Source organism: Micromonospora sp. URMC 103, assembly GCF_051386435.1.
In the GTDB taxonomy this organism is placed as follows: Bacteria; Actinomycetota; Actinomycetes; order Mycobacteriales; family Micromonosporaceae; genus Micromonospora.
This window is the reverse complement of sequence record NZ_JBPQTR010000004.1, coordinates 238,465-264,528: the sequence shown is the minus strand read 5'-3', so window position 1 is coordinate 264,528 and position 26,064 is coordinate 238,465. Positions and strand designations below refer to the sequence as shown.

20 protein-coding genes, 2 tRNA genes and 1 pseudogene are annotated in these 26,064 nt (G+C 67.2%); 9 read left to right on the top strand and 14 right to left on the bottom strand.

Annotated features, from left to right (window positions below; all coding sequences use genetic code 11):
* The first annotated feature begins 154 nt into the window (after positions 1-154).
* The 3 genes from ACSNOA_RS04775 to ACSNOA_RS04765 all read left to right on the top strand — a co-directional run bounded on the left by ACSNOA_RS04775 (position 155) and on the right by ACSNOA_RS04765 (position 3,877).
* Complete coding sequence (locus ACSNOA_RS04775; RefSeq protein WP_436656654.1) at positions 155-817, top strand: class I SAM-dependent DNA methyltransferase; 663 nt, start codon at positions 155-157, stop codon at positions 815-817.
* Positions 818-959: 142 nt separating this feature from the next.
* Entirely contained in the window at positions 960-3,035 is a 2,076-nt protein-coding gene (locus ACSNOA_RS04770) for a phosphocholine-specific phospholipase C (RefSeq protein ID WP_436656652.1), read from the top strand.
* Between the two features lie 179 nt (positions 3,036-3,214).
* Entirely contained in the window at positions 3,215-3,877 is a 663-nt protein-coding gene (locus tag ACSNOA_RS04765; protein ID WP_436656650.1) for a TMEM175 family protein, read from the top strand.
* On the opposite strand, the gene ACSNOA_RS04760 is transcribed toward ACSNOA_RS04765, so the two are convergent.
* The gene (locus tag ACSNOA_RS04760) at positions 3,874-4,449 is read right to left on the bottom strand and encodes a TetR/AcrR family transcriptional regulator C-terminal domain-containing protein (RefSeq protein ID WP_436656648.1); all 576 of its coding nucleotides are present in this window, start codon (positions 4,447-4,449) and stop codon (positions 3,874-3,876) included. The genes ACSNOA_RS04765 and ACSNOA_RS04760 overlap by 4 nt on opposite strands.
* Positions 4,450-4,619: 170 nt before the next feature.
* Here ACSNOA_RS04760 and ACSNOA_RS04755 point away from each other — a divergent pair, with 170 nt between their 5' ends.
* The 4 genes from ACSNOA_RS04755 to ACSNOA_RS04740 all read left to right on the top strand — a co-directional run bounded on the left by ACSNOA_RS04755 (position 4,620) and on the right by ACSNOA_RS04740 (position 7,889).
* On the top strand, positions 4,620-5,150 hold the full coding sequence (locus ACSNOA_RS04755; protein WP_436656646.1) for a YlcI/YnfO family protein: 531 nt from the start codon (positions 4,620-4,622) through the stop codon (positions 5,148-5,150).
* A gap of 76 nt (positions 5,151-5,226) precedes the next feature.
* Complete coding sequence (locus ACSNOA_RS04750; RefSeq protein WP_436656644.1) at positions 5,227-6,072, top strand: DUF4097 family beta strand repeat-containing protein; 846 nt, start codon at positions 5,227-5,229, stop codon at positions 6,070-6,072.
* A gap of 27 nt (positions 6,073-6,099) precedes the next feature.
* Positions 6,100-7,059, top strand: a complete 960-nt coding sequence (locus tag ACSNOA_RS04745) for an ATP-binding cassette domain-containing protein (protein WP_436656642.1) — start codon at positions 6,100-6,102, stop codon at positions 7,057-7,059.
* Positions 7,056-7,889 (top strand): ABC transporter permease, encoded by an 834-nt coding sequence (locus tag ACSNOA_RS04740; protein ID WP_436656640.1) that lies wholly within the window; start codon positions 7,056-7,058, stop codon positions 7,887-7,889. The genes ACSNOA_RS04745 and ACSNOA_RS04740 overlap by 4 nt, the downstream gene beginning before the upstream one ends.
* A 120-nt stretch (positions 7,890-8,009) precedes the next feature.
* On the opposite strand, the gene ACSNOA_RS04735 is transcribed toward ACSNOA_RS04740, so the two are convergent.
* The 3 genes from ACSNOA_RS04735 to ACSNOA_RS04725 form a co-directional block, all read right to left on the bottom strand.
* Positions 8,010-8,411: a hypothetical protein gene (locus ACSNOA_RS04735; protein WP_436656638.1), complete on the bottom strand. Its 402-nt coding sequence runs from the start codon at positions 8,409-8,411 to the stop codon at positions 8,010-8,012.
* A gap of 125 nt (positions 8,412-8,536) precedes the next feature.
* Positions 8,537-9,142, bottom strand: coding sequence for a hypothetical protein (locus tag ACSNOA_RS04730; RefSeq protein WP_436656636.1), 606 nt, complete (start codon positions 9,140-9,142; stop codon positions 8,537-8,539).
* A gap of 231 nt (positions 9,143-9,373) precedes the next feature.
* Positions 9,374-10,735, bottom strand: coding sequence for an MFS transporter (locus tag ACSNOA_RS04725; protein ID WP_436656634.1), 1,362 nt, complete (start codon positions 10,733-10,735; stop codon positions 9,374-9,376).
* 682 nt (positions 10,736-11,417) lie between these two features.
* Between ACSNOA_RS04725 and ACSNOA_RS04720 the strand changes: the two genes are divergently transcribed.
* Complete coding sequence (locus ACSNOA_RS04720) at positions 11,418-11,648, top strand: bicyclomycin resistance protein (RefSeq protein ID WP_436656632.1); 231 nt, start codon at positions 11,418-11,420, stop codon at positions 11,646-11,648.
* A gap of 513 nt (positions 11,649-12,161) precedes the next feature.
* The gene (locus ACSNOA_RS04715) at positions 12,162-13,361 is read left to right on the top strand and encodes a hypothetical protein (RefSeq protein ID WP_436656630.1); all 1,200 of its coding nucleotides are present in this window, start codon (positions 12,162-12,164) and stop codon (positions 13,359-13,361) included.
* Between the two features lie 654 nt (positions 13,362-14,015).
* On the opposite strand, the gene ACSNOA_RS04710 is transcribed toward ACSNOA_RS04715, so the two are convergent.
* The 10 genes and pseudogenes from ACSNOA_RS04710 to ACSNOA_RS04665 form a co-directional block, all read right to left on the bottom strand.
* Positions 14,016-14,091 (bottom strand) — tRNA-OTHER (locus ACSNOA_RS04710).
* 124 nt (positions 14,092-14,215) lie between these two features.
* On the bottom strand, positions 14,216-15,457 hold the full coding sequence (locus ACSNOA_RS04705; protein WP_436656628.1) for an MFS transporter: 1,242 nt from the start codon (positions 15,455-15,457) through the stop codon (positions 14,216-14,218).
* 95 nt (positions 15,458-15,552) lie between these two features.
* Positions 15,553-15,654: pseudogene (locus ACSNOA_RS04700) on the bottom strand (IS481 family transposase); the annotation flags it as partial.
* A gap of 301 nt (positions 15,655-15,955) precedes the next feature.
* Positions 15,956-16,031: transfer RNA gene (locus tag ACSNOA_RS04695), tRNA-Arg, on the bottom strand.
* Between the two features lie 458 nt (positions 16,032-16,489).
* Entirely contained in the window at positions 16,490-18,097 is a 1,608-nt protein-coding gene (locus ACSNOA_RS04690) for a caspase, EACC1-associated type (protein WP_436656626.1), read from the bottom strand.
* Positions 18,078-18,449, bottom strand: coding sequence for an effector-associated constant component EACC1 (locus ACSNOA_RS04685; RefSeq protein ID WP_436658315.1), 372 nt, complete (start codon positions 18,447-18,449; stop codon positions 18,078-18,080). Before ACSNOA_RS04685 ends, ACSNOA_RS04690 begins: the two co-directional genes overlap by 20 nt.
* 368 nt (positions 18,450-18,817) lie before the next feature.
* On the bottom strand, positions 18,818-19,759 hold the full coding sequence (locus ACSNOA_RS04680) for a restriction endonuclease (protein WP_436656624.1): 942 nt from the start codon (positions 19,757-19,759) through the stop codon (positions 18,818-18,820).
* A gap of 31 nt (positions 19,760-19,790) precedes the next feature.
* Positions 19,791-21,533 carry a hypothetical protein gene (locus tag ACSNOA_RS04675; protein ID WP_436656622.1) on the bottom strand — a complete coding sequence of 581 codons (1,743 nt, stop codon included), beginning with the start codon at positions 21,531-21,533 and terminating at the stop codon, positions 19,791-19,793.
* A gap of 17 nt (positions 21,534-21,550) precedes the next feature.
* Positions 21,551-24,613 (bottom strand): helicase-related protein, encoded by a 3,063-nt coding sequence (locus tag ACSNOA_RS04670; RefSeq protein WP_436656620.1) that lies wholly within the window; start codon positions 24,611-24,613, stop codon positions 21,551-21,553.
* Positions 24,610-25,740 carry a sigma-70 family RNA polymerase sigma factor gene (locus ACSNOA_RS04665; RefSeq protein ID WP_436656618.1) on the bottom strand — a complete coding sequence of 377 codons (1,131 nt, stop codon included), beginning with the start codon at positions 25,738-25,740 and terminating at the stop codon, positions 24,610-24,612. The genes ACSNOA_RS04670 and ACSNOA_RS04665 overlap by 4 nt, the downstream gene beginning before the upstream one ends.
* Between the last annotated feature and the right edge of the window lie 324 nt (positions 25,741-26,064).

Below are 26,064 nucleotides of genomic sequence, written 5' to 3'. Positions count from 1 at the left end.
GATTCTCGTTACGCCGGAGCCTATGCCCGCAGGGAATACCGTGCTCGGCTCTACGGCCGCAGCGTCTTCCCACCAATTCTCGTTACATCGCCGACGCGGGCGCCGGTGGACGGCGGCCCGCGTCGCGGAGTGGGTCGGCGTAGCGTGTCGGGCCATGACCGAGCCGGATTTCCTTCGCGAGACCCGGGCGTCCTACGACGCCGTGGCCACCGACGTCGACCGGCAGTGGCGACACGAGCTGGCCAGCAAGCCCTGGGACCGCGCCGTGCTCGCCGCGTTCGCCGAGCTGGTCCGGCGCGCCGGCAACGGGCCCGTCGCCGACATCGGCTGCGGGACGGGCACGGTGACCGGCCACCTCGCCGCCCTGGGCCTGGACGTGTTCGGCGTCGACCTGTCGCCGGGCATGCTGGCGCTGGCCCGGCGCGCCCATCCCGGGCTGCGCTTCGAGGAGGGCTCGATGACCGCGCTCGACCTGCCCGCGAACGGCCTCGCCGGCATCACGGCCTGGTACTCGATCATCCACGTGCCCGACGAGCTGCTGCCGGCGACCTTCGCCGGGTTCCACCGCGCGCTCGCCCCCGGTGGCGTCGCCGCCATGGTCTTCCAGGTCGGCGACGAGCCGCTCGTACGCACGGAGGCGTTCGGCCGGGCGATCTCGCTGACCTCCCGGCGGCGGCGGCCCGAGCAGGTGGCGGCGCTGCTGACCGCGGCCGGATTCGAGCTGCGGGCACGTCTGGTGCGTGAGCCCGAGCCGTACGACGGCGGCATCGAGACGACGCCGCAGGCGTACCTGCTGGCCCGCAAGCCCGGCCGCTGAACAGCCGACCCGGGTCCACCAGGCCCGACTCCCGTCGTCGGGAGGTCGCGGAGGCAACCAGCTACGGCCACCTCCCGTCAACCGAGCGTCGGTAGCGTCCCGTCGCCAGTTTCTCGAACAGCACCTCACGAGGGGTGAAGCAATGGGCACGGTGGATCGCCGTACATTCCTGAAGATGGTGGGAGCGCCCGCGGTCGGCGCCGCGCTTCCCGTGGACCTCAGCAAGGCACTCGCCATCCCGGCCAACGACCGAACGGGCTCCATCGAGGACGTCGAGCACGTCATCTTCCTCATGCAGGAGAACCGTTCCTTCGACCACTACTTCGGCACGTTGCGCGGAGTGCGCGGCTTCGGCGACCCGCACCCCGTGACGCTGCCCTCCGGCAAGAGCGTGTGGCACCAGCCCGACGGCGCGGACGAGCTGCTGCCGTTCCGGCCCGAGGTCAAGGACCTCGGCCAGACCTTCCTGCCCGACCCGCCGCACGGCTGGAACGACGGGCACGACGCCTGGAACGGCGGACGGTTCGACCGGTGGGTGCCCAACAAGGGCGTCACGTCGATGACGTACCACACCCGCCAGGACCTGCCCTACCACTACGCGCTCGCCGACGCCTTCACCGTCTGCGACAACTACCACTGCTCGCTGATCGGGCCGACCGACCCGAACCGCTACCACATGTGGAGCGGCTGGGTGGGCAACGACGGCAAGGGCGGCGGCCCGGTCGTCACCAACGCGGAGGCCGGCTACGACTGGTCGACGTACCCGGAGCGGCTGGAGCGCAACGGCATCTCCTGGAAGATCTACCAGGACGTGGGCACCGGCCTGAACGCCGCCGGCTCCTGGGGCTGGACCAGCGACCCGTACATCGGCAACTACGGCGACAACTCGCTGCTCTACTTCCACCAGTACCAGAACGCGCAGCCCGGCACGCCGCTGGCCGACCGGGCGAAGACCGGCACCGAGATCCGGACGCAGGGCCGCGACCCGGAGGCGCTGCTCGCCGACTTCCGGGCCGACGTCGAGCAGGGCCGGCTGCCGCAGGTGTCGTGGATCGTGGCGCCCGAGGCGTACACCGAGCACCCGAACTGGGAGCCCGCCTACGGCTCGTGGTACGTCTCGCAGGTCGTCGACATCCTCGCCTCGAACCCCGAGGTGTGGAGCAAGATGGCGCTCTTCGTCACGTACGACGAGGAGGGCGGCTTCTTCGACCACATGGTGCCGCCGACGCCCCCCATGACGCGGGAGCAGGGGCTCTCGACCGTGCCGGTCACCAACGAGATCTTCCCCGGCGACGCCCACAACCAGGCCGGTCCGTACGGCCTCGGCATCCGCGTACCGATGATCGTCGTCTCGCCCTGGACCCGGGGCGGCTGGGTCAACTCCCAGCTCTTCGACCACACCTCGCTGATCCGGTTCCTCGAGGCGCGGTTCGGAAAGCGCCGGCCGGACCTTACCGAGTCGAACATCACCCCGTGGCGACGCGCGGTCGTCGGTGACCTCACCACCGCCTTCGACTTCCGGACGCCGAACCGGTCGCACGAGGTCACGCTGCCGGACACCGAGGACTTCAAGCCGGAGGACCTCGTCCGGCACCCCGACGAGGTGCCGGTCCCGCCGGCCGATCAGCGGCTCCCCCGCCAGGAACGGGGCGTGCGCCCCGCCCGCGCGATCCCCTACACGCTGCACGCCGACGGGCGCGCCGAGAAGGACGGGTTCCGCATCGACTTCCGCAACGCCGGCGAGGCCGGGGCGGTCTTCCAGGTACGCCAGGCCGGCAGCGCGGACGCCCCGCGCAGCTACACGGTCGAGCCGGGGAAGCACGTGACCGACCGGTGGGATGTCGCGTCGGCGTACGACCTGACGGTCCACGGGCCGAACGGCTTCTTCCGGCAGTTCACGGGTGGCGAGCCGGCCGGGCAGCTCGACATCACCCCGTCGTACGACGAGCACGGCTACAAGCTCGCCCTCGAGATCCGCAACCGCGGCGCGAAGCGGGTCGAGGTGACCGTCCGGGACTGGTACCGCTCGCGCCCGGTGACCCTGTCCCTGCGCCCCGGCGAGACCGACCGCGCCCGGTGGGAGCTGTCGCGCACCCACGGCTGGTACGACCTCACGGTCACCGTCGCGGGCGACTCCCACTTCGCGCACCGCTACGCCGGCCACGTCGAGAACGGCAAGGACAGCATCAGCGACCCCGCGCTCGGCGGGCTCGTCTAGCCGTACGCCCCCACACCCACCGCCCACCCACCTGCCCGCGTCGATCATGAAGTTATTGCCCGTCGTACCGGCGTGTCGGCGCAATAACTTCATGATCGACCGGGTGGGACCGGGGGGAGGTCGGATGACACACCGCCCGGCTCCTCGTGTCGCGGCATCCGGTGCCCGACTCTGGGACGGTGACGGAACGTGCGCGGGGATCAGGGGCGGCCACGCCGTTCGGCATGGAACGCGATCCCGCACGGGTGGTCGCGTTCAGCGACGCGGTCATCGCCATCGCCGTCACCCTGCTCGTCCTGGAGATCCGTCCGCCGGAGGACAGCCGGCACCTGTTCCACGGTCTGGTCACCCTCTGGCCGTCCTACCTGGCCTACATCGTGACCTTCATGCTCATCGGGCAGATCTGGGCGAACCACCACATCATGTTCGACCAGATCCGGGTCGCCGACCGCGCCGTGCTGTTCCTCAACACGGTGCTGCTGATGGACATCGCGTTCCTGCCGTTCGCCGCCTCCGTCCTCGCGACGGCTCTTCGCGACGGCCACGGCGAGCGCACCGCCGTCGTGCTCCACGGCATCGTGTTCGAGGTGGCCGCCGTCCTGTTCAACATCATCTGGGAGTACGTCCGGCGTCACGAGCGGCTGCGCGTCTCCACCCTCGACGCCGCCGGCGCGCGGGCCATCGCCCGGCGGTTCCGGCTCGCGCTCACCTGGATAGCCGCCGGCACCCTGCTGGGCGCCGTGGTCCCCGCTCTGGGCGTGGCCGTGATCGCGGCGTTCATCCCCTTCTACTGGCTGCCGATCCGGGGCGAGACGGCCCGGGCGCGGCGGGCGGCCAGCTAGGGCATGCCCTGGGCGCCGCCCGGGGCACGGCAGAGCGGCGCGATGCCGTCGAGCAGGCGTGACAGCCCGAACTCGAACAGGGTGTCGAGGGTGAGTTCGACGTCGTCGCGGCCCGAGATGCCGGCCAGGATCGGGAAGGACCCGCCGCGCAGCGCGGCGGCGAGCGCGTCGCTCTGGCTGTGCAGCCACTCGTCGTCCGTGAGGCCCGTGTCCTGTTCGGCCTCCGCCTCACGTTGCAGGTTCACGGCGGTGCCACGGACGAAGTTCGCGACGGTGGCGGCCACGTGGATCAGCGTGGTGGGGTCGAGTCCCTGGCCGGCGACGGCGCCCATCGTCCACTCGGTGTGCGCGATGGCGTGCGGCGCGAGGAGTGGCCTCGTGAGTGACACGACGTGCGCGAGCCAGGGGTGCCGCCGGTACATGGCCCACTGCGTCCGGCAGAGCAGTTCCAGCTTGGCGCGCCAGTCCCCGGTCGGGCGGGCGGGCAGGGGATGCGCGGCGAAGGCCGCGGCGAGCATCGGTCGCACCGACTTCACCCGCGACCACCAGATCGCGTTCTGGCGATCGCTCACCGACTGAGGCATCGCGCCACGGAACCGGCCGTCCCCGCCCTCGCCAGCGGGGACGGCCGAGCTCTGTCGGCCGCGCCTTCCGGTCCGCGTGCCAGACCGCGCCACCCGTGATGCCACACCTGAGCCAACATGGCTTGTGTGTGGCGCCATTCGTGTGCCATGATGGCACCATGGACTTGACCTCGTATGTAAGCAACCTCGGACGCGAGTTCGCCACGCTCGCCGAAGCCGGCGGCGACGAGGCGCGTGCGCTGGTCGAGCGCCTGACCGGGTCGCTCGAGTCGGCGATCCGGATCACGCTGCTAGACGCGCTGTCGGCCGCCGCCGACGAGATCACCCGGGACCTGGCCCCGGGTTCGGTGGAACTGCGGCTGCGCGGACGCGAGCCGAACTTCGTGGTGACCCTGCCTCCCGCCGAGCCGCTCCCGCCGGCGCCCGACGCCACGACGGCGGTCACCGACGCGTCCGACACCGACCTGCGGTACGCCGAGGACGGCCCCGCCGCGCGGATCAACGTACGCCTGCCCGAGCAACTCAAGGCCGCGATCGAGGAGGCCGCCGCCAAGGAGGGCCGCTCGGTCAACGCCTGGCTGGTCCGGGCGGCCGCCGCCGGCCTCCAGCGGCCCGACCGCGACACGCGTCCCGAGCCGCCCGGCGGCGGGAAACGAGCCCGCCAGGGCTTCACCGGCTGGGTGCGCTGACCGCACCGCCCCGCCTCCGACCACCACGTCCCCGACCTGCGGGGACGGCTCACCCACCCACGACAGGGGGACAACCATGCCCAGTTTCGAGACGCCCGAATCGATCTCCGTCACGCTCGAACTCGGCGTCGGCCACGTACGGATCGCCGCGAGCGACCGGACCGACACGACCGTCGAGGTACGCCCGAGCAACGGATCCGACGAGTCCGACGTCAGGGCCGCACAGCAGATCCGCGTCGACTACGCCAACGGTGTCCTCCGGGTCACCGGCCCGAGGGCGCGCGCCTTCGACTTCTCCCGCAAGACCAGGTCGGTCGACGTGTCCATCGAACTGCCCAGCGACTCCCGGGTGTCCGCCGACCTCCAGGTGGGCGACCTCCGCTTCGCCGGCCGGCTCGGGGAGTGCCGGCTCAAGACCTCCGCCGGAAACGTGTCGCTCGAACGAACCGGCGCGCTGCGCCTGCACACGGCGGCCGGTCACGTCACCGTCGACGCCGTCACGGGCAACGCCGACATCTCCACGGGCTCCGGCAAGGTCCAGGTCGGCGTCGTCGAGGGCACCGCCACGATCAAGAACTCCAACGGCGACACCACAGTCGACGCGGTCAGCGGCGACGTGCGCGTACGCGCGGCCAACGGCGACATCTCCGTCGGGCGGGCCGGCGCCGGCGTCGACGCGAAGACGTCCAACGGCGCCATCCGCCTCGGCGAGGTGGCCCGCGGTTCGGTCGTCCTCGGGACCGCCATGGGTGACCTGGACATCGGCATCGCCGAGGGCACCGCCGCCTGGCTGGAGGTGAACACCACCTTCGGGCAGGTCCGCAACCTGCTGGAGAACGCCACCCGGCCCGGCGAGACCGACGAGACGGTCGAGGTACGCGGCCGCACCGCGTACGGCGACATCACCATCCACCGCTCCTGACCACTCCTGGCCCCGGGAAGGGAACCCATGACCATCCAGCAGTCCCGGCCGGCGATCACCGCCACCGGGCTACGCAAGGCGTTCGGCGACCAGGTCGTGCTCGACGGTCTCGACCTGTACGTGCAACGGGGAACGGTCTTCTCGCTGCTCGGCGCGAACGGCGCCGGGAAGACCACCACCGTGAAGATCCTGTCCACTCTGCTCGGCGCCGACGCCGGTGACGTCCGGGTGGCGGGCCACGACCTCGCCCGCGAGCCGGACGCGGTACGCGCCGCGATCGGCGTCACCGGCCAGTTCTCCGCGGTGGACAACCTGCTCACCGGCGAGGAGAACCTCCTGCTGATGGCGGATCTGCACCACCTCGGCCGGCGCGACGGCCGGCGGCGCGTCGCCCACCTGCTCGACCAGTTCGACCTGACCGAGGCGGCCCGCAAGCCCGCGTCGGCCTACTCCGGCGGCATGCGGCGGCGGCTGGACCTGGCGATGACCCTGGTCGGCAGCCCCCAGGTGATCTTCCTCGACGAGCCGACCACCGGCCTGGACCCGCGCAGCCGCCGCAACATGTGGCAGATCGTGCGGGACCTCGTGGCCGGCGGGGTCACCATCTTCCTGACCACGCAGTACCTGGAGGAAGCCGACGAGCTGGCCGACCGGATCGCCGTCCTCGACCAGGGCCGGGTGGTCGCCGAGGGAACCGCCGAGGACCTGAAGCGCCGCATCCCCGGCGGACACGTACGCCTGCGGTTCGCCGACCCGCGGAACCTCGACGCGGCCATGCGCGTGCTGGGCCAGGCGTCCCGCGACAACGACGCGCTCGCCCTGCGGGTGCCCAGCGACGGCAGCCTGCGCTCGCTCAAGACCCTCATCGGCCGGCTCGACGACCAGGCCATCGAGGTCGACGAGCTGTCCGTGCACACCCCCGATCTCGACGACGTCTTCCTCGCCCTCACCGGCAACCCCACCGACGAGAAGGTGACCGCCCGATGAGCACCACCGCCCTCACCGTCCCCGCACCGGCGAGCCTCCGGTTCCACCCGCTGCGCGACTCGGCGACGATGCTGCGCCGCAACGTCAAACGCATGCTGCGATATCCGTCGATGACCCTGATGCTCGTCGGGATGCCCGTCGTCTTCCTGCTGCTGTTCGTCTACGTGCTCGGTGGCACGCTCGGCGCCGGGCTCGACGGCGCGGCGGTCAGCGGGGCGGCCGGCGGGCGTGCCGCGTACGCCAACTACGTGGCCCCCGCGATCATCCTGATGACCGTCGCGGCCACCGTCCAGGGCACCGCCATCTCGATCGCCATGGACATGACCGAGGGCATCATCACCCGGTTCCGCACCATGCACATCGCCCGCGTCTCGGTGCTGACCGGGCACGTCCTGGGCAGCATGATCCAGGCGGCGTTCAGCCTGGCGGTCGTGACCGGCGTGGCGCTGCTTGTCGGTTTCCGGCCCACCGCCGGGCCGGTCGAGTGGCTGGCCGCGGCCGGTTTCCTCATGGCGGTGACCTTCGCGCTCGTCTGGCTCTCCGTCGCGCTGGGCCTGGTCAGCAAGACCGTCGAGACCGCGAGCAACGCGCCCATGCCGCTCATCCTGCTGCCCTTCCTCGGCAGTGGGTTCGTCCCCACCGATTCCATGCCGGCCGGGCTGCGCTGGTTCGCCGACTACCAGCCGTTCACGCCGATCATCGAAACCCTGCGCGGCCTGCTCATGGACGAGCCAATCGGTAACAACGCGTGGATCTCGCTCGTCTGGTGTGGCGTCATCGCGCTGGGCGGATACCTCTGGGCGAAGCGCCTGTTCAACCGCGAGGCCTGACCTGGACCAAAACTGCCGCCGGAAATCGTGGGCGGCTGGTCCTCGGACACGGTTGTGCCCCGGCGCGAGCCGGGGCACAACCCTTCCGGGACGTGCCCGATGCCCCACGGAGGTCGGCCTTCACAGTTCTCGGAGGTGGTACTCCTGCTCCGGGTCCACGACCTCGTAGAGCGCGTCGAACCCGTCCGTCCTGCGCGGGCGCCGGCTCAGTTGGCTGCGCTCCGGCTCGTACTCGAGAATCCAGGGCATCCCCAGCTTCGGAGGCCGCGCCCAGTATCCGATCACCCGCGCGCCGTGACCGGTCGCGGCAGCCATGACAGCACGCCGAGCGCTTCGGGACGGGGCGTCGACGACCACGTCCCGGCCGTCCGAGAGGATCCGCCCGACCTGCTCGGCCAGGTGCTGGTCGCGGTGCCGCCTGACGGCCGGATCGGGGACGACGCGCACCGATCCGGCCGGGAGTTCGCGCTCCAGGAACGTACGCCCCAACGACAGAGCCATGAGGACGACGACGGTCTGCACCCTTCCTCTGTACACCCGCTCACGGGGCGTAGCGAGTCGTAGCCCGACGGCTTGCCCGACATCGCCGGCCGGACCTGCGTGACCCTCCACCGAGGGCTTGCCTGGTCTGCCGGCCGCCAGGTCGCTTACTGTCGGGCCACTCTTTCCAGCTCCGAGCGGAAGTCCCGTACCTCCCGCGGGTTCTCTTCTTGAGCAATCACCGCTCCTGCGATGCGGTGAGCCAGAGCCTTGTCTCCGGCCACCGCCGCCGCGAACGCTGCTGCCTGCAATGGGGCTGTGCCGCCCGGATACACCTGCCGGAACGGTCCCCAGGACCCCTGTCGGGCATGGACCTCGGCCGCCCACCTGCCGAAGGTGTGGAGGTCCACGGCGTGACACAGGAAGGCGACGCCGGGCCCGACAACGTCGTCTACCAACTCTGCCGGCAACGGCTCCTCAGACGCGGGACGTGGGTACTCGTTGAGCTGGCGGACCGGCTCAAGATGCGTCCACAGCGCCTCGCGGCGGAGCTCGACCAGTGGTTCCGGCAGGCCCACGATCCGAACGCCGAGGAACACCTGGATTCCCTTCGTGGCGGGGTCGCCCCACCGAGGGGTGTAGAACCGCATCTCTCGAAGGAGCCCGTTGTCCGTTCGCGTGCAGCTGTTGCCGTGGCGCTCGAAGCCGATCGGCGCCAGGACATCGCGATGAAGGCGGTTCACGGCACGTGGGAGGCTCCAGCGACCGGGCATCCGAAGATGTTAGTGACGGCGTTGCGGAGCACGTCGACCGCGGTGGTGGCGGCCTCGTTGTCGCGAATTCGGGGTAGGCGTGACGCGATCGCGAGCGACCAACGACGCCTACCGCTCACGACGTCTGCCCAGCTGACTGGGCGTAGCCGGCCGAGTGTCCAGGGCCGATGTGCGCCGGCTCGTGCCAGGTCCGGCGTTGATCTGGATGACCTGGCACGAGCCGCGTCCTGGTCAGGCGAGCCGCTCGGCCTGCCGGTCCCGGGTCTCCTCGAGGACCACAGGTCCGCCGAGTTCTTCCTGGGCTGCGCCGGCCCGACCGTGGGCCATGTGCAGCAGGTTGATGACCACGGTGAAGACGGCCGTGAGGATCGCCATCGCAATGACGATGAGGTGGAATTGCGAGGCGTACGTCGCACCGTGTCCCGGGGCGCCGGCTGCGGTCGTCTCAGCAACGACCGGGTCGGCGATGTGGGACCGCAGGAGGGCCGCCAGGACGGCCGCGTAGGCACCCACCACGACGGCTTCGCTGCCCAGCCGCATGAAGTTGAGGACACCTGCGGCCGTACCACTGCTCCGCGCCGGGATGGCGAGCAGCGCTTCTCCGTCGACCAGGCCGATGGGGAAGCCGAAGCCGAAGCCGAGCAGGATCATGGGAACGATGAGCAACTGCAGCGAGGAGCCGGCACCGAGCAGCAGCAGCCCGAGATCTCCCAGCACCAGGGCGACGAGCGCGGCGTTGATCATCGTCATGGGCCCGATGCGCTCGAAACGCGAGATCAGGAACGACGCGATCATGGGGCCGAGGAGGACCGGGACGGTCATCGGCAGCATGAACAGGCCTGCGGTTCCCGCCGACATGCCATGGACCGCGCTCAGCGCGACCGGCAGGTAGCTGAGCACCGTCACGTATCCGATGGCGGCCGCGACGGGGACCAGAACCATCGATAGGAACTTCTTGTTGCCCAACAGCGAGAAGTCGACGGCCTTCTGGCCCGCTTCACGCTCGTGCCGGAGGTGCGGGACCGTCGGAGACCCGAGAAGGGCGACGACCATGACGACGGCGAAGAGCCCGAAGACCCCGCGCCAGCCGACGCCGGCGACGAGCCCTCCGGAGATCGTGGGGCCGAGGGCCAGCCCGAGGCCGATGGTGGTTCCGAACAAGGCGAAGGCCCGCGCTCGCTGTGGGCCGTCGAAGGCGTTGGACAGCAGTGCCGCCGCGCCCGTGAAGACCGCGGCGCCACCGGCGCCGGCGAGGATACGACCGACATCGAGAGTCAGCAGGTTTCCGGACACGGCGCTGACGATCGATGCCGCGAGGATGATCACGAGGCCCGCGAGGAAGGTCGCCCGGTAACCAATCCGGTCGGACAGTACCCCCCAGAGCAGGGTGAAGACGGCGAACGCCGCGTTGAAGCCGTTCACAACCCATTGCAGCCCGGTGGGCGAACTGCCCAGATCCTGCGAGATTGCCGGAATCGCGATGGCCGTGCCCGAAATGCTGATCGGCATCACGAACACGGACAGGAGCACGACTGCCAGCAACCAGGTCTTGGACCGCTGGGGTGAGCGGTGGGATGTGCTATGACTCGACATGACCTCTTCTTAGGTATGGAAACGCTCGTACCCGAGCGGATTCACGCGGTACTGAATTCCCTGGCCGACGCTCTACGGCTACAGTCCGGCCCGGCGGAGAAGCGCCGGAGGAGTGGAGGTCGTACCAGGTCGCAGAAGCATCAAGCAGCCGCGGAAACTGCTGATTCCAGTACAGCGATCACCTGCACTTATCGCCGCTATAAGGAATGCCGGTCGCTTTGCAGCTACCGACCCGGACGGGTCGCGCCGCGTACACGTCCGTCAACCCGGGGTTGTGACGGCTCACAGGCGGTCGGGGTGCGGATCCCGGCCGGGGTGGCACGCACCGCCGAGCCGGGTGCCACGCTCGGGCCGCTCGGGCCGAACGGGTCCGAGCAAGTTGCCCCGGATCCGGCACCGCCGGATCTCAGGAAGCATCCACACTGGCGCGAAGCGTCGTTCCTCGTGCCAGCGCCGCTCCGCGCGAATTTGTCCAGCGTCGCGACCAGCTGAGGCGGGCCCGCGACGCGGGTCGTGATGGCCAACAGGGCATTCGCCCGTTGCAACGCGCCGCGGGCCGCCGCGAGCGCAGGCCGATGTCGCACTGGTCCAGGATCTCTGGCCGACGGGGACGGGCCTGTCATCCCTTCACATCGGTGGATACACGAGAAGAATCGGAGGCTCGTACTCTCGGGAGGAGCAGATGGCGCGTTGCAGCCTCCGGGCCCGACTGGAGACCGAACCCGGCCTTCCGCGGTCCGAGAGGATCCGCTGGCGCCGCGAAGAGGAATCCCGACTGATTCGGGAATGGGTGCCGCTCGCCCAGTTCCCCACCGAATACTTCGTTCACTTTGGACGCTTTCTGATCGAATTCGACGACCTGGCCGCCGGTCGCTTCGACAAGATGCGCTCATTCCCCGCGTTCACCGAGTAGGCCGAGAGGAGCCACCTCACCGGCTTCGTTGCAGGCGGTAGCCGGAGGTGTCACCCACGTCCCGAGACTGATCCGTCACGCAGGTCCTGAGACCCGACGTCGGCGGCACCGGCCTCAACTCGGCGGCTGTGTAGCCGCGTCGCCGGTTTGCTCGCGCCACTGGCCGCTTGGCCGAGCGGCGCCTGGCAGAGTGGCTGTTTACCGCGAGATACGCCGATCTGCTCGCTTGGGCGTCAAGCAGGACTGGCGGAACGTCATCGCGAATGACGAGAAGCTCTACCACCTGGTCACCTACGTGCTGCCTGACGGGGATCGGCCGGCTACGCCTCGTCGCCGCCGTCGATGATGGTGGCCAGTCGGCTCTCGCCCGCGGGCGCTCGGGACGAGATCATGAACCCGGACGGCCGCCTTGGTAAGCGAGGCTGCCCGTCTCCGGTATCGTACGCCGTTCCACTTCCGCCTTTCGATCTTCCCGGGGGATACATGAGAATGCGTGCATTAAGGCGCGCTGGCGTGAGTACACTCGCGCTGTTCGCATCCGCCACCCTGCTCGCCACCGGCAGCCCGGCGTATGCGGAGGCTGATGACGCCGACCTGGAGCTGACTACCTCAGCCATCGCCGTGACCGCTGGCGACTCGGCCAAGGAGCTCACCACCACCGTGGTTAACAAAGGTCCTGCCAGCGGCGTGTACTGGACCCTTGAGTACGACCTGAGCGGCCTCGACGACAGCAAGGTCACGGTCGGGCCATCGACCCAGCTCAGCTGCGAGCGCAGCGGCGAGAAGATGCTGTGCCGGAAGGAGCCCGGGCTCGCTGTCGGGCACAGCCTCCTTCAGAAGATGCCGTTCGGGCTGACGCCTGTAGCGGGCAAGACGGGCGCGGCCGGCTCGTTCACCGTCACCGCGGTGTCGCCTTCCGACCCTGACCAGACCAACAACTCAGCGACTGTCACGGTCGACGTACCGGCCAAGGGCGTCGACCTGGTGGCCGTGGCCGAGGACGTGTACCAAGTGACCGACGACGGGGAGCTGACCAACAAGCCGGTAGCGCCGGGCGACAGCAGCTTCGTCCTTGGCGCCGTCGGCAACGTCGGGGACACCATCGCCAGAGGCCTCCAGGTCTCCGTCGCGCTGCCCGAGCACGTGACCTTCGCCGAGGTGGAGCCAGGCTGCACCTACGGCACGGGCAACCGCACGGTCACCTGTGACTACGAGGACGTCGCACTGGTGCCGATCGACCAGGACAGCGGTAAGGACGACGACATCCTCTCGGTCGTGGGCATCGTCTTCCCGGTGACCGTGGCCAAGGACGCCCCCGGCCCGGTGGTGCTGAACGGCGGAAAGCTCACCGGTGTCGCCCTCGCCACCCAGACCGAGGTCAGCCCCGCCTCGCTGGCTCGCAGCACGAGCGGCAAACTGCCCAAGGGCCTCAAGGCTCTGTCCACGGAAGACGTCAGGGACGCCAACCCGGCGGACAACACCGCTGAGTTTCGGGTCCACGTCGGCGCCGCGGGCTCCAGCGGCAACGGCTCGGACGGCGGCGGCTCAGACAGGGGCGGCTCGGCCGGCTCTGGCGGCGGCCTGCCGGTGACCGGCGTCCAGGCCGGGCTAATCGGTGGTATCGGCGCCGGCATCGTGGCGCTCGGCGCCGTGCTCTTCCTCATCACACGCCGACGCCGGCTCGTCCTGATGGCCCCCGATGACAAAGCCTGATGGTCGTCGATCGTCTGCGTGACACCCATTGAGGGGTGGGGTGGCTGAGGCCGCCCCACCTCTCAACAATTCGAAGATCAAGACTTTCGGTTCGCCGACAAGATCGAACATGGCGTGCCAATTTCGGGAGCGGACTTCATTATTCCGTTCTTCGAACTGGTTCGGTACGGCTACTACGAGTCGATGGTCGAGGTCGCCCTTCTGTGCCTCAAGGACCTCGCCAAGCAAGGCAGGCTGGCCCTGAACCAGCCACCGGTCCGCGTTGTGTCCTTCGGTCAGCACGTCGAGTCCCAGGGGGTCCCCGTCGCGATACTCCGGGTCTCAGCGGGCCAAGGACCTCACGACGCTGACATCCGGCCTGACGTCGTACCTATTCGAGGTTGGCTCGCAGCTCGTTGTCCCCAACGTGCTTCGCTGGCCACGCACGCGAGCTGGGTCGCGGACTCCCATGGCGTCCTGGTGGCGGCTCGTCGGCTCGTGCGCGCCAATGCCAGCATCACGACTCGTCACTACACCCGTGCGGTGGACGGGCGAGACGCGAAGGTTGCTGAGCACCTGGACGCGAGCCGGTCGAAGGTCGCAAGGCGATCGGGCACGCAGCGGGCACGGAAGCACCGGAAGGCGGATCAGTGATCGGTGCTCAAGGCTGTGACCTGGTGCCCCCGGCAGGATTCGAACCTGCGACACACGGTTTAGGAAACGAACTCGCAAGACTATGCCTACCAGGGGCGCAAGCAGAACAGCAGGTCACAGGTGATTCATGCAGAGGCATGGAGTAGCGCGTAAGAGCCTCGAAGACGCATCCCGTGAGGCCATGGCCTCACCGAGGGTGGCCGTCGCTCATCGAACCGTGATCACGACCCTCGGCTGGAGTAGGAGCGGGCGAGCTCGTCCTCGACGAACGCGGGCTTGGCCAGCGTGGCCGCCGGGATGGCCGCCACGAGGGCGACGGCGAGCAGAAACAGCAGCGGCAAAGTCCACCCGCCGCTCACGTCGTGCAGCAGCCCGACGAGTAGAGGACCGAGCGCGCCGAGCGCGTACGCGATCCCCTGCGCGAAGCCGCTCAGCGCGACGGTGCCGCCCTGGGTTCGGGTGCGTACGTTGATGAGCACGAGGCTGACCGGGAACAGGATCGAGCCCGAGCCGATGAGCAGCACCCAGAGCAGTGTGAGTGTCGCGGGCGCAAGCAGCAGGCCGAGGTAGCCGAGCACGAAGCTGGCGGTACCGGCGGCGATCAGCCGGCTGACAGCGCGCAGCCGCGCGACGAGCAGGGGCGCGATGAGCGCGATGGGCGCGCTGATGATGCCGGTGACGGCGAGCAGCACACCGGCTTCGGTCGGCGTCGAGCCAGCGATGTCGCCGAGGATCTCGGGCAGCCACGCGAAACACGCGTAGGTAAGGATCGTGCTGGTCGAGAACAAGACGGTGATCGACAGGGCCACGCGTGACCGCCACAGTCGCGTGACGAGGGTGGTGGGCGGAGACTCGACGGCGTCGGCGTCCGAGAGTCGTCCGCGGCGCTCCCGCGTGATGATGACGAGCCACGGAACGAGCGCGACCACCGTGGTCGCCGCCCATATGCCGAGCGAGAACCGCCATCCGACCTGCTCGGCGACTGGGGCGGCGACCGCGGCGGGCAGGGCCGTGCTCACGCCCAGGATGCAGACGTAGACGGCGGTCAGCAGCGCTATCCGGTCGGGGAAGTAGCGCCGCACGATCGGCGGCAGCAGCACATTTCCGATGCCCGTGCCGGCGAGTGCGACGACACTGCCGACGAGCAGCACTGCGTAGCCCGGGGCGACTGCGCGCACGAGATGGCCGAGGGTCATGAACAGCAGCGCCAGCACGATGCCGCCGCCGAGGCCGATGCCGCGGGCGACGCGCGGCGCGACGAACCCCGATACCGCCAGCAGGATCGGTGGCAACGTGCCGAGCAGCCCGACGCCGATGTTCGATATCGGGATGTCCACCCGGATGTCGCCGAGGATCGGTGACATCACCGCAACCGTCTGGCGCAGGGTGAGCGCCACAAGCACGATGCCCAGCAACGCGGCCACGCGTCCCGCCCACGAGGTAAGGGGTTTATCCGCAGACATCCCCTTACCTTAGTGCTCCAGGCGGGATCGTGATCATCACGGTTCGATGAGCGCCTGGCAAGCCCAGGAGGTGGCGGTGGTCTTGTCGTGATGAATTCGGCGTAAGCGACGCGGCTGTGATCGTCGATGGCGGTGCGCACGAAGGCGGCGCCGATCTTCGGGTTGTGGTGCATGCCTGCGGTGGCGTTGCGGTTCTTGGTAGGACCGAGCCTTGGCATGATCTAAGTCATCGCCGGTCGGTCGGCCGCCTACGTCGCGACACCGGTAAACCTCAGCCGCCGTTTCTCAGCGCTCGCGGCAAGGCGGCTGACGGCTTGCGAGGGCTGGGTGGATCAGGCTGGCTCACTCGTCGCCCGCTGACTTTGCCGGCGGGCTCGGGACACCCGAGCACCTAGCAGCCCCACGGAGACCGGCAGAGAAGTGCTAACGATGTCGCTTCTTGCGGAAGCGGTGAGGCCACGCGAAGTTTCAGATCAGAGAGGTGATCTACGTTTCGCCTGGTGCCCCCGGCAGGATTCGAACCTGCGACACACGGTTTAGGAAACCGTTGCTCTATCCCCTGAGCTACGAGGGCGCGAGCGCCCAGTCTAGCGACCTGGGGTTCACCGGAGGTGGCAGGGAGTGGCCCACGTTCACCCACGTCACCCGGACCCCGTTCTCCCAGCCCAGGACCACACGCGGAGCACACGAAGCCCGATGTGCGACCGGCGGCCGACGCGGTGACCCGCGTCGGCATCGGTTCACCCAGGTTGGCACACGCCGGAGAGCACACACCGCACACATCACGCAAGATCATGTGCGCCACCCGATCTGCCGGCCCGGGGAGTCATAGGCAGGCAGGAGCGCACCTCGGCGGCATGGCTTCGCGAGCTTCGAGCGCTGACTCAGGACAACGCGGACGCCGGGTTAGCGTTCGGCGGGGCGGTGGCGGGCGAGTCGTTGCGGGGTAATCTCCGGGCTGCCCCTGGCCGGTTGTGCCGCCGCACCCCGTCAAGCAGGTCGTCGAGGCCGTGCGCGGCTTTCCGGGCAGGACTAACTGGCGCTGGTGGCGTCATGCCGAACGAGATCAGGCGTCTGGTCGGCAACCGAGGTTCCACGGTAATACCGCCAAGCGCTTGGGTAGCACACCAAATCTTGATACATCGTTACATAACCCAGCATCGCCGTAATCTGCCAGCCTTCGCCTACCGCAGTAGCGATCATCTTGAAGGCTTGATCGGCACTCGACCAACGGCTCGGAGCCTCAAAAGCTGCCTCATCTAGCCTCGAATCACCTCGGTCGTAGCGAAAGACGTATGGCAACTGCCTCTTGACGTGATCGAGCGCATGACGCACGGACATCGGACCAGGTGCAGGCCACTCAAGACGATATGTTAAATCGATGGGAAACAGGGCGTCGAAATGGCTCTCCGGAACCCGAGCGCCATCTCGGCGGCGTCCTGGGTCTGCGTTTCCAAATCCATTCCGGTTCCACTCGGGGTTGAGGCTCCGGAAATTGGGAGTAGCGACGAGCTGCAAGCCCAAAGAAACCAGGTCTTGGGTCATAGGCAAGCACGAGAATAAGATCGCGTCCGGATCGATCCCCTGACGACCTGAGAGCTTTCGCTGATGCTGCTGTAGGCGTACGCGCAAGGACTCCCTTGCAGAGCCCACATACACTACCTCAGGTTTGCCAGTTCCACTCTGACGGACGAGTTGGTAAACGCCCGGGGAGTTCCGGACACTTTCAAGCCCGTGCCCATCCAGCCCATTCAGAGGGCTTTGCTCCAGCAGGCGCGCCAATTGCGTCCCCAACTCGACGCCATCGAAGCCGACAACACCATCCTCAGATATGGTTAGGGCGAGGCTGGTGATGACTCCGTTTGCGCTGCTTGACTTCGCAAAGTCATACGAAGCATTCCATGCAAATGGAAAGAGGTAGGCTGTGTCCGTGCCCCGGTGATTAGGTATAGGAAGGCCGCGCGCACGGAGACGCTTCTTGACCTCGGGATACAGTACCCCTAGTGTTAGTACTGGAGAACTATTCTGGACTCCGTCCCGGATGGCACCAACGAGGCTATCGGTGAACGATGTGCATAAGCCTTGGTCCTGCTCCTCTCGGGGCGGAACATGAGCGGCCTGATCTGCAGCCGTCAGGGTATACGCGCCTGCGATCTGAGTAGCATCTGCTAGTTCCTGCTCACTCGCTCTTGACAACCCTTGTATGACCCGACCTGAATAGCAGCAATCGAGAATCACAATCTTTGTCTGGGCTGGACTGGCAATCAGGGCTCGCCTCAGGCGTTCGAATTCCAGGCCGGTCAAATCCGGATCGCTGGCTTCGGTGCTTCCGAGTACGAGACAGAGCTCTCCAATTTCCGTCAAGACCCCGTGGCCCACAAAGTAAACGAGAAGTGTTCCATAGGTCTCTTCTGCCAATCTCCGCAGGCGCTGTGCAAGCTTGGTCGGTTCGGGCGGGTTCAGGATTACTTCAACTCGGTCCTCCGGCCATCCGCACAGCAATGAGTCTGTCAGCACCGAAAGAACTCTCTGCAAGCTGGTTTCCGCCGCCGGAACATCACGAAAGGCGTCGTCCTCATATCGCGAGACAGCGATCAGTATCGCGCGTGAATCCGAATAATCATTTACTGGCAGAGTCATCGGAGAGTTCCACAAGGCGCTGGAGCAACTCCTGTGCGTTTCCAAGGTTGCTCGCATCTATTTCGACGCTTCGTTCGCCTCTCGTAATTCGGATGCGAATCTTGGAGCGCGTCTGCAACCATGCGCTCAGACTTCCTGCAAGAACTGTGGCCAGGCCGCCTGAACCGATCGCGACTGAGATCAGTTCGAAAGCGCCTCCGAGCTCAGTTTCACTTGGCATCCGTCGGATCTGGCGAACGCGTCCGTGAAGCGAACGCTCCTGGCGAAGCCAGGTGGCGAGTGATATAAGGTCATCCGTCGTTGCGGATCCGTCCGGTTTAAGTTCTATTTCCAAATCTGCCCCGATCGCCACAAGTCGGAAGATGGCGGAAAATTTTCTGCGCCTGGCTTCACCAAGATACCGTACTGGCTCGGCAATACTCCACACGGGACGATGCACGAATCGCGCCGCAGTACGGAGGAACCGGCGACGCCGGCGACGGGCATCGGCAAGAGGCCAGCAACCAGCCAAAGGCTCGGCGCATACCCCCGTCCACTGCGAATGAACCTAGTCGCCGCTCTCGAGTAGCTGGGCAGGTGCCAAGCTGTCGGCGATTGATTCAGTGCTCCCTACTCAATGTCGGCGTCAACTGCCTAAGAAGCAAGCGGCTTGACCCGGCCTGGGTTGCCGGTGAGCGCTAGCTACCGCATCCAGCTGGCGGTTTTTGTCTGCGTGTCAATCTAACTGATGATCATCGCCTCTCTGGTGGGCAGCCAGCAGCTACCGGTGTCGTTCAGGTGACGGCGCTTGCGCCGTAGGAGTTCACCGAGGTCGACTCTGCTATCGAGCACATGGAAGAGGTCGTCGCCGTCGAACGTGACGAAGGGCGTGCCTCCCGGATGGAGCACCGATCGGAAGCCTTCGGTGAAGCCGTTGATTGAGACGAAGATCCCGAGGGTGTTGCGGCCTTTCCGAGAGATCTTCGCAGCGAAGATGTCGGCCTCGGCTCGGTCGACGGGCTGCTTCCACCACTTTGCCTCGAGCAGGTAATCATCGGTGTCGAAGGTGACCGACCCGTCGATCTGCTCGCTCGCGAGCGAGTAGCTGAGCCGTGGTTCCATATCGTGAATCTCGAATAGGCGGTGGAGCAGTCCTTCGAGTCGTCTGCCGCGCCTGTGCTTGTCGGCCATCGTGTGGAGGTCCAAGAAGTCGCGCTTGATTTCGGTGAGAGCGCGAGTATGGACGCGGAGCGCCTCGGCTTGACGTTCAGCGGCTTCTTGTAGGGCGCGGAGCCGTTCTGTCGTGTGGAACGTTCGGCGGTAGGTTTCCGTGATTACGGCGAGAACCTTCACGGCGTCGCGAGCGATGGCGATCCGTTCCTCCGCGTCGCCTTGGCGAGCCAGGTTCGGGAAGGTCCTCATCTCCGCTATCTCTGTCATGAGAGTGAGGGCTGCTGTCTGGTATGCGGCCTGACCTTGCAGGAGAGTCACGACGGCACCTGCCACCTGGCGTTTGGTCTGGGAGAAGTCGAGCCGTGCGATGATCTCCGGATAGTCGCGGAGGCTGCTGCGGATGTAGCGTTCGAAGGGCTGCTCGTTCCAGTGGATGACGGCGAGCGCTTCCGCGAGTGCCTCATACGCATGCGGTGCTATGCGCTTGCCGGCGAGGGCGTCAACTGACATTCGGCTTCCAAATCCTTCCGTAAGCGCCCGCTTATTCGTGCGTCGCGAGATATCCGTCGTGCCCGAAGAGGGCGGCGCGGTCGAGGTAGTGGTTGAACCGCTCGCAGACGGGTTCGCCTAGATGGAGGCAGGCGTGGCAGGCGCCGCCGTGCCGGCGGCAGGCGGGGTCGAGCGCGCATCGTGTCTCGGCGCTCATGAAGGAGGTGAGGAAATGGTGTAGGTCGTTCTCGAACACGGCTTGGACGCCGCCGAGGACGAAGTCACCGCGAGTCGCCGCGTAGACAAAGAAGACACCATGGCTGGGGACGAGGTACTCACCGAGGCTTTCCCGGTCGACACCGGCGAACACAGACAGCTGACGGATGGCGCGGTGCGCGTAAGTGTGGACGAGTTCGATGAGGTCGCGGCCCGCTGGGGTAGCGCCGGACTCATCGGCGAATCGGTCAGGAACGATAACGCTGGCGGCCAGCGCGGCGCGGGCCTCTCTGGAATCGGCAGCGGGGGGCAGGGAATGGCCGCGGCGGGTTAGCCAGCTGTGGACGCGTAGGGGGTCGAGGCGGAACATGAGCGCCTCAGAGTCCTGGGGGTCGGCGTAGATACGGGTGCCGCGGCGACCGCTGAAAAGGTTGAGTTTGCTCTTGCCTGGTTCTTGGCCGCCCCGCGTGTAGCCGTAGACGGCGCGGAGCACCGGGAATTTGTCCACGAGATCGATAGCCTCCAGCCCTGCGCGGCGGATGGCGGGTGGGTACTCGGTCTCGTAGACGCGCCGGGCGTCGTCAGGCGTCTCCGGGCGTATCAGGTCGGTGATCAGGACGCGCGATTCGATGGTGGCCAGGGCAATGTCTACGGCTTCGCGCTCCGCGACCTCGATCCGGCTGGCGGGAGCGTCCGCGAGCATGCCGATGTCCTCCTCTGGGGCGAGCTTGCCGGAGGCGGCGAGGAACGCGGCGGTGCGCTCGGCGGTCTCGCGGTCGAATCCCATCGCGAGGAGTCCGTCGATCGTTGACGTGGTTGTCTGCCGATCGATGCCGGGCTTGCGTGCCCTGAATCCGTCGATGGCCCAGGCGAGGGCTCGGCGGGGACCTCCGGCGTCGGTGACCTCGGCCATGCGGCTGCGGTTGCGTGGGTTAATCAGGGTGAAGGTCTGTGGTGTGTAGACGGTTGAGGCACGATGGACGTTATAGATCAGCGTTGTGGGGCTGCGGCGGGGGTTCCAGGCTCGGCCGCAGGGACACTTACGGAAGCCCATGCCTTGCCGTAGCAGCCTGCCGCAGACGGGACACTCGAACCGGATACGGGAGGCGTCCATGCTTTTCTGGTACGGCATGCGGCACAGGTGGTGTGTGGGGCAGCGCGGGATCGACGGGGGTTCGAGGAAGCCGCATTCGTGGTAGCCGACGAAGTGGAGTTGATCCCAGGCGCGGGTGGCGGCGCAGCTAGGGCAGGGCCGGTCGCGGCGGTCTTCGACGGTCCGGCACATGCGGCATACATAGACGTTGGGGAACCGTTCGACGCGGACGCCTCGGTCGGGGTTGAGCTGTATGACCTCGATGGGGCCGCCTCGGCGCACGCTGCCGGCGATGCCGGCGTCGTCGCCGCGGAAGGCCCAGCCGGTCAGTTGCTCGGTGAGTCGTCGGCGGACGATGGCGTCGTCGACGTCGACTGGGAGTGGGTCTTTCCACTCGACGGTGCGATAGATGCCACCGCGTAGGTCACCGGTCTGTTGGGGCAGGAAACCGTAGAGGATCTGTGATCCGCTGCGGGTGTCTTTCATCGAGTGTCCCTTGGTGGCTAGTCGTCGCTGATGGGAATCTGGGTCTCGACGTCGCGTAGCGACAACATGGGTCTGCGATGAAGCAGGTCGGAGGGCCACCTCAGCCCGAGGCCGTGCTCCTGCAGTCGAGCGAAGTAGCCGTCGATAAGTTCTCGCTCGAGGTCCTCGCGTAGTAGGTGTTCCTTGTCGCGTATGCCGAGGGTGGCGGCGACCTCGTTGGTTTCGTCCTCGGGTGACAGGGCGGTGAGGTTCACGTAGGCGCGGAGAAGGTCGATGGTGGTGAGGCGTTGCCCGGGTGAGCGAGGCTCGTGGACGAACAGGCGTCGGGCTTCGACCGCCGCCGGGATCGTCAGTTCGAGGACCCGGCGGCTGGACCGGGTGATGGGGATGGGTTCGACGAATCTGTCGCCCTGCTCGACGAACGCGCGGAAGTGGCTGTAGACGGTGGAATCTCGCTCGCGCCCGACCTTGTGGATCACGTAGACCAGGCCAGGGTGGGTTCGGCCTACTCGGGCGGTCGCTTGGATGAACTCGGCGGTGGTCAGCGGCACGCCGAGAATCGTCATGATGTTGAGTCGGTCGACGTCGACGCCGTGCGACAGCATGGAGGACGCGGTGACGACGTGGATCCGCTCGGCGAACTCGTCTTCAGGGCTGACCAGGTCGGCGAGGATGTCGCGGACCTGGGCGAAGTTGGTTTGACCGGTGAGGGCCTCGACGCGCAGCGGGTCGACGTTGACTTGGGTTCCCATCGACCGGCGGGCCGCCTCGACATCACGGATCGTGTTTCCGTAGATGACGTCGGTGCCGTAGAGATCGACGAGTTCCTGGGCGAGCGCGGGGTCAACGCCGATCTCCGCGCATGTCGCCTCCGGCTCACTGATCAGCAGGCGGACGCTCCGCTGGAGGATGGTGGTGGTGCGGTCGTTTACCCATTCCAGGGTGACTCCTCGTGGCCAGACTGCCACGAATCGGCGTAGCAGCTTGTCGGTTGCCCGGCTCCAGAAGCTCTGGCCGGCTGTTGGGCCGGCTTGTGGGAACACCCGCCCCGGGCGGGAGTAGAGGGTGTCGACCTGACGTTCATAACCTTCGAGTGTGGCCGAGGAGGCGATGATCTTTGGAGCGCGGCCGACGAGGTCACGCTGCAGTCCGTCGAGGATGGCCTCGTAGTGCGAGTCGACCGCGCCGAGAGAGTCGCGAAGTAGGTGCAGCTCGTCTTGAAGGCGGAAGGTGGGCGCGAACCGTTCGCGCTCCTGCTCACTGATCGGCTTCGTCACCGCGTCGCAGTCGGGAACAAGGCAGCCGCCCTTCCGGGAGCCGCGCTTGGCGTAGGTGAAGCCGTGGCCGTCTCGGGTGCACCAGGCGGTCGGGCCGTGCACGAACCCGCGCATGCTCGCTTGCATGCCGATCAGTGACGCCTTGTCCAAGGTGCCGATGACGACGGTGGGCAGGAAGCGGTAGATTTCGGCGTCGACCACGTACAGGGGGAGCGCCTCCCCGGCCGAGGGACAGGTGGGGTTCACGCAGTAGTGCTCGAGGCGCCAGACCCGCCGGTTGAACCTGGTCTTGATGGTCGGCTCGGCGCAGAACGAACAGCGGCTGAGCACCTGGTAACGCTCGGGCATCGAGTCGTCTTCGACGTTGATGGGGTTGTAATCGGTCGGCTGCTTCGGGATCTCGTTGGGCGTGGACGACCCTCCGATGAAGTAACCCAGCCCAATTGAGTGGCCTTTGATGTCATGATCGCGACGAACGAGTTCCGCGGCACCGAGCGCGTCGGCGAACCGCTGGGTTTGCTGCAGGGACAGCATTCGCAGCGGGAAACGGCTCCACGCGGTGATCCCGGACCGCTTGCCGCGGAGGCGGTCGTAGAAGGCGGCCAGAATGAGCAGTCCGAGATACGTCTCGGTCTTGCCGCCGCCCGTGGCGAACCACACGATCTCGACGATGTCCCACTCGGCGTCGCCATCGATGAAGCTGGGGAGCACCGACAGGATGAACCCGACCTGAAATGGCCGCCAGGCGCGGTAGCGTCCACGGGCGGCACGCGACATAGCCTCGTTCATGAACTTGAAGGCCTGGTGAAGGACGGGGTCCGAGTCAACGATATTGACGCCCCGCCGGATCCGGGCCACCTCCGCCCGGTACTTCTCGGCCTCTTGACGCGCCTGGCGCAGCATCTCCGGACTCCACCCGTGGTCACGGGCGCGAGCGGCGAGGACATCGTCGGACCAGTGGTGGGCACCCCACCGCTCATATGCTGAGACCAACGCGCTGATCGGCTCGACGGGGTGACGCGCGAGCGTGTCGAAACTCAGGTCGAGGCGGTCGGGGTCGGTGTCGTCGAACGCGTACTCAGGGCGGCGGCGCTCGACGACGACGGTGTCTGTGGTGGTGATCTCCGGCGGCGACCCACGACGGAGTTCGACTCCGCAGTTGATGCCGATCGCGTCGAGGGTGCGGTCATATCGGAAGCTGTCAGGCAGCGACTCGAGGGTGTAGGGAGTCGTGGGTAGGCCGAATACCATCAACTTCGTCTGGAAGAGATACCGCTCGCCGCGCGGTCGGCCATTCTCCTCCGTCGTGTTGACCAACTCGATCGTGAGCTCGGGCCTGCCATCGCGCCACGACTCGTCGGTCACGCGGACCTCGGCCGAGGCGGCTACGCCGACGGCACGCAACCGGCTGGTGATGTCCTTGGCGCCGAACGTCCGTTCCGCCACCCCATGGGGCATGGTGACCGGTACGTCGACCTCGACGACCTCGGTCTTGGCCCACTTCTCTGCCGAAGCCCGGCCCTCGCCTGATTCGACGCGGTACCAGCCGCAGGCGCGCACCCGCACGGAGAAGGTCCAGGGTCCGGCGGCCGCAGGACGTAGACGGATACCGACGGCGCAGGGATCCATCCGCCGTTCCCTGCCGGGGCGGGCGATGGCGGCGCTCTCTGGAGCTAGTCTGCCGAGCCAGAACACGCCCGAGGGGTCGGCGTCTAGGCTCTCGAGAAGGTCGCCCCGGCCCTCGTTGGTGACCTGCTCGTCGAGCCAGCGCACGAACTTCTCGTGCGCGGCGCTGCGGCTCACGCCACCCGTCCCAACACGGTCTCCGCCAACGCGCGAACCCCCTCGTCTTTTTGCAATACCTTGAGAATCTTGCCCTCGATCTGGCGGACCCGTTCCCGAGTGATGCCGAGCTCGATGCCGAGGGTCTCCAGAGTCAGCTCCTCGCCTCCGTAGAGCCCGAACCTGGCCTCCACGATCCGCAGCGACCGCGGGTCTAGGACGGACGCGAGTCTGCGCCGCAGCTCGGCTGCGATGTGGGAGTCGGCAACGATCTCTTCCGGCCCGGGTTCGGTCGCCGTGAGGACGTAGTCTCCCAATGTGGCCGTACTGCCCTCGTCGCTGGTCAGGGGACTGTCGAGGCGTGCGACGGGTGTTGCCCAGTCGAGCAGTGCTTGCACGCGCGCAGGGTCCTGTTCCACGCCGGCGGCTAGCTCGGTCAGCGTGGCTCTCCGACCATTACGGACCTCGAACTCGCGGGCGTAGCCCTCGACCTTGCGAATCTCGGCCCACAGATGCACAGGCAATCTGATGGTGGAACCGGTGTCGTCGATGGCTCGTTCGACATGCTGCCGGATCCACCACATCGCGTACGTGGAGAACTTATACCCCTTCTCCGGGTCAAACTTCATGGCCGCTCGGTGTAGGCCTCTGATGCCTTCTTGGATGAGGTCCTCGAAGTCGAGATCGCCGGCGCGGTGCGCGTAGCGGCGGACGACGCTCGCCACGAGCCGGACGTTGGCGACGATGAGTTCGTCGCGGGCGTGGTTAGCGTCCGCTATCAGCGCGCTCTCATCCGAGTCAAGTTCACGATCCTCGGCAGTGGCCTTCTCGGCGGCGGCGACGCCGAGCTGGATCCGCCGACCGAGAGTGACCTCTTGTTCGGCGGTAAGGATTCGATGCGCACGCATGAACGCAGGAAGCGTTCCCGCCGCTACCCGAACGGTGCGGTGTGAATCCGGCGCCAGCCCGGTGGGCGCGCCGGTGACCTCGATGTTGAGATCACGCAGCGCAGCGAGGATGCCGGCTAGTTCGGTGCCGAGACCGCGCGCCGTAGCGATGCGGACGATGTCCGACCAGACAAGTCGTCCCGCCCGGGCGGCGTCATCAGCTAAGACCTCGACACACCGGGTGAAGTCCTCCGCGTCCACCTCTCGATGCCTCCCAATCTTGCTCCGGAGAAATGGCCGCCCACCGCCGCGAACATGAAACGACGTCGTCGCTGTCGGCGTTGGTCGCCAGCCAAACCAACCACTCGACAAAACACAATGGAGGAACCGAACCCCGCGCGCAAGAGGGTGCCCGACCAATTCCAGCCGGCATGTCATCGACATTTATCAGGTGCGGAAGCAATTGTTCGGAATGACCCTTAAGCACGAATATGCCCGAAGCGTTGACACGACGGATCCGCTCAGATAAGTTCCTGCCGTGGCTGGCCCAGGTCAGTCGCTTCGACAACCATCACCAGCGGCGAC

Excerpts from the sequence above, each read along its gene's own strand:
- ACSNOA_RS04770 (WP_436656652.1), top strand. The coding sequence starts at position 960 with ATGGGCACGGTGGATCGCCGTACATTCCTGAAGATGGTGGGAGCGCCC.
- ACSNOA_RS04690 (WP_436656626.1), bottom strand. The coding sequence starts at position 18,097 with ATGACTCTGCCAGTAAATGATTATTCGGATTCACGCGCGATACTGATC.
- ACSNOA_RS04705 (WP_436656628.1), bottom strand. The coding sequence starts at position 15,457 with ATGTCTGCGGATAAACCCCTTACCTCGTGGGCGGGACGCGTGGCCGCG.
- ACSNOA_RS04740 (WP_436656640.1), top strand. The coding sequence starts at position 7,056 with ATGAGCACCACCGCCCTCACCGTCCCCGCACCGGCGAGCCTCCGGTTC.
- ACSNOA_RS04755 (WP_436656646.1), top strand. The coding sequence starts at position 4,620 with ATGGACTTGACCTCGTATGTAAGCAACCTCGGACGCGAGTTCGCCACG.
- ACSNOA_RS04720 (WP_436656632.1), top strand. The coding sequence starts at position 11,418 with ATGGCGCGTTGCAGCCTCCGGGCCCGACTGGAGACCGAACCCGGCCTT.
- ACSNOA_RS04750 (WP_436656644.1), top strand. The coding sequence starts at position 5,227 with ATGCCCAGTTTCGAGACGCCCGAATCGATCTCCGTCACGCTCGAACTC.
- ACSNOA_RS04730 (WP_436656636.1), bottom strand. The coding sequence starts at position 9,142 with ATGCCCGGTCGCTGGAGCCTCCCACGTGCCGTGAACCGCCTTCATCGC.
- ACSNOA_RS04745 (WP_436656642.1), top strand. The coding sequence starts at position 6,100 with ATGACCATCCAGCAGTCCCGGCCGGCGATCACCGCCACCGGGCTACGC.
- ACSNOA_RS04675 (WP_436656622.1), bottom strand. The coding sequence starts at position 21,533 with ATGAAAGACACCCGCAGCGGATCACAGATCCTCTACGGTTTCCTGCCC.
- ACSNOA_RS04680 (WP_436656624.1), bottom strand. The coding sequence starts at position 19,759 with ATGTCAGTTGACGCCCTCGCCGGCAAGCGCATAGCACCGCATGCGTAT.
- ACSNOA_RS04775 (WP_436656654.1), top strand. The coding sequence starts at position 155 with ATGACCGAGCCGGATTTCCTTCGCGAGACCCGGGCGTCCTACGACGCC.
- ACSNOA_RS04725 (WP_436656634.1), bottom strand. The coding sequence starts at position 10,735 with ATGTCGAGTCATAGCACATCCCACCGCTCACCCCAGCGGTCCAAGACC.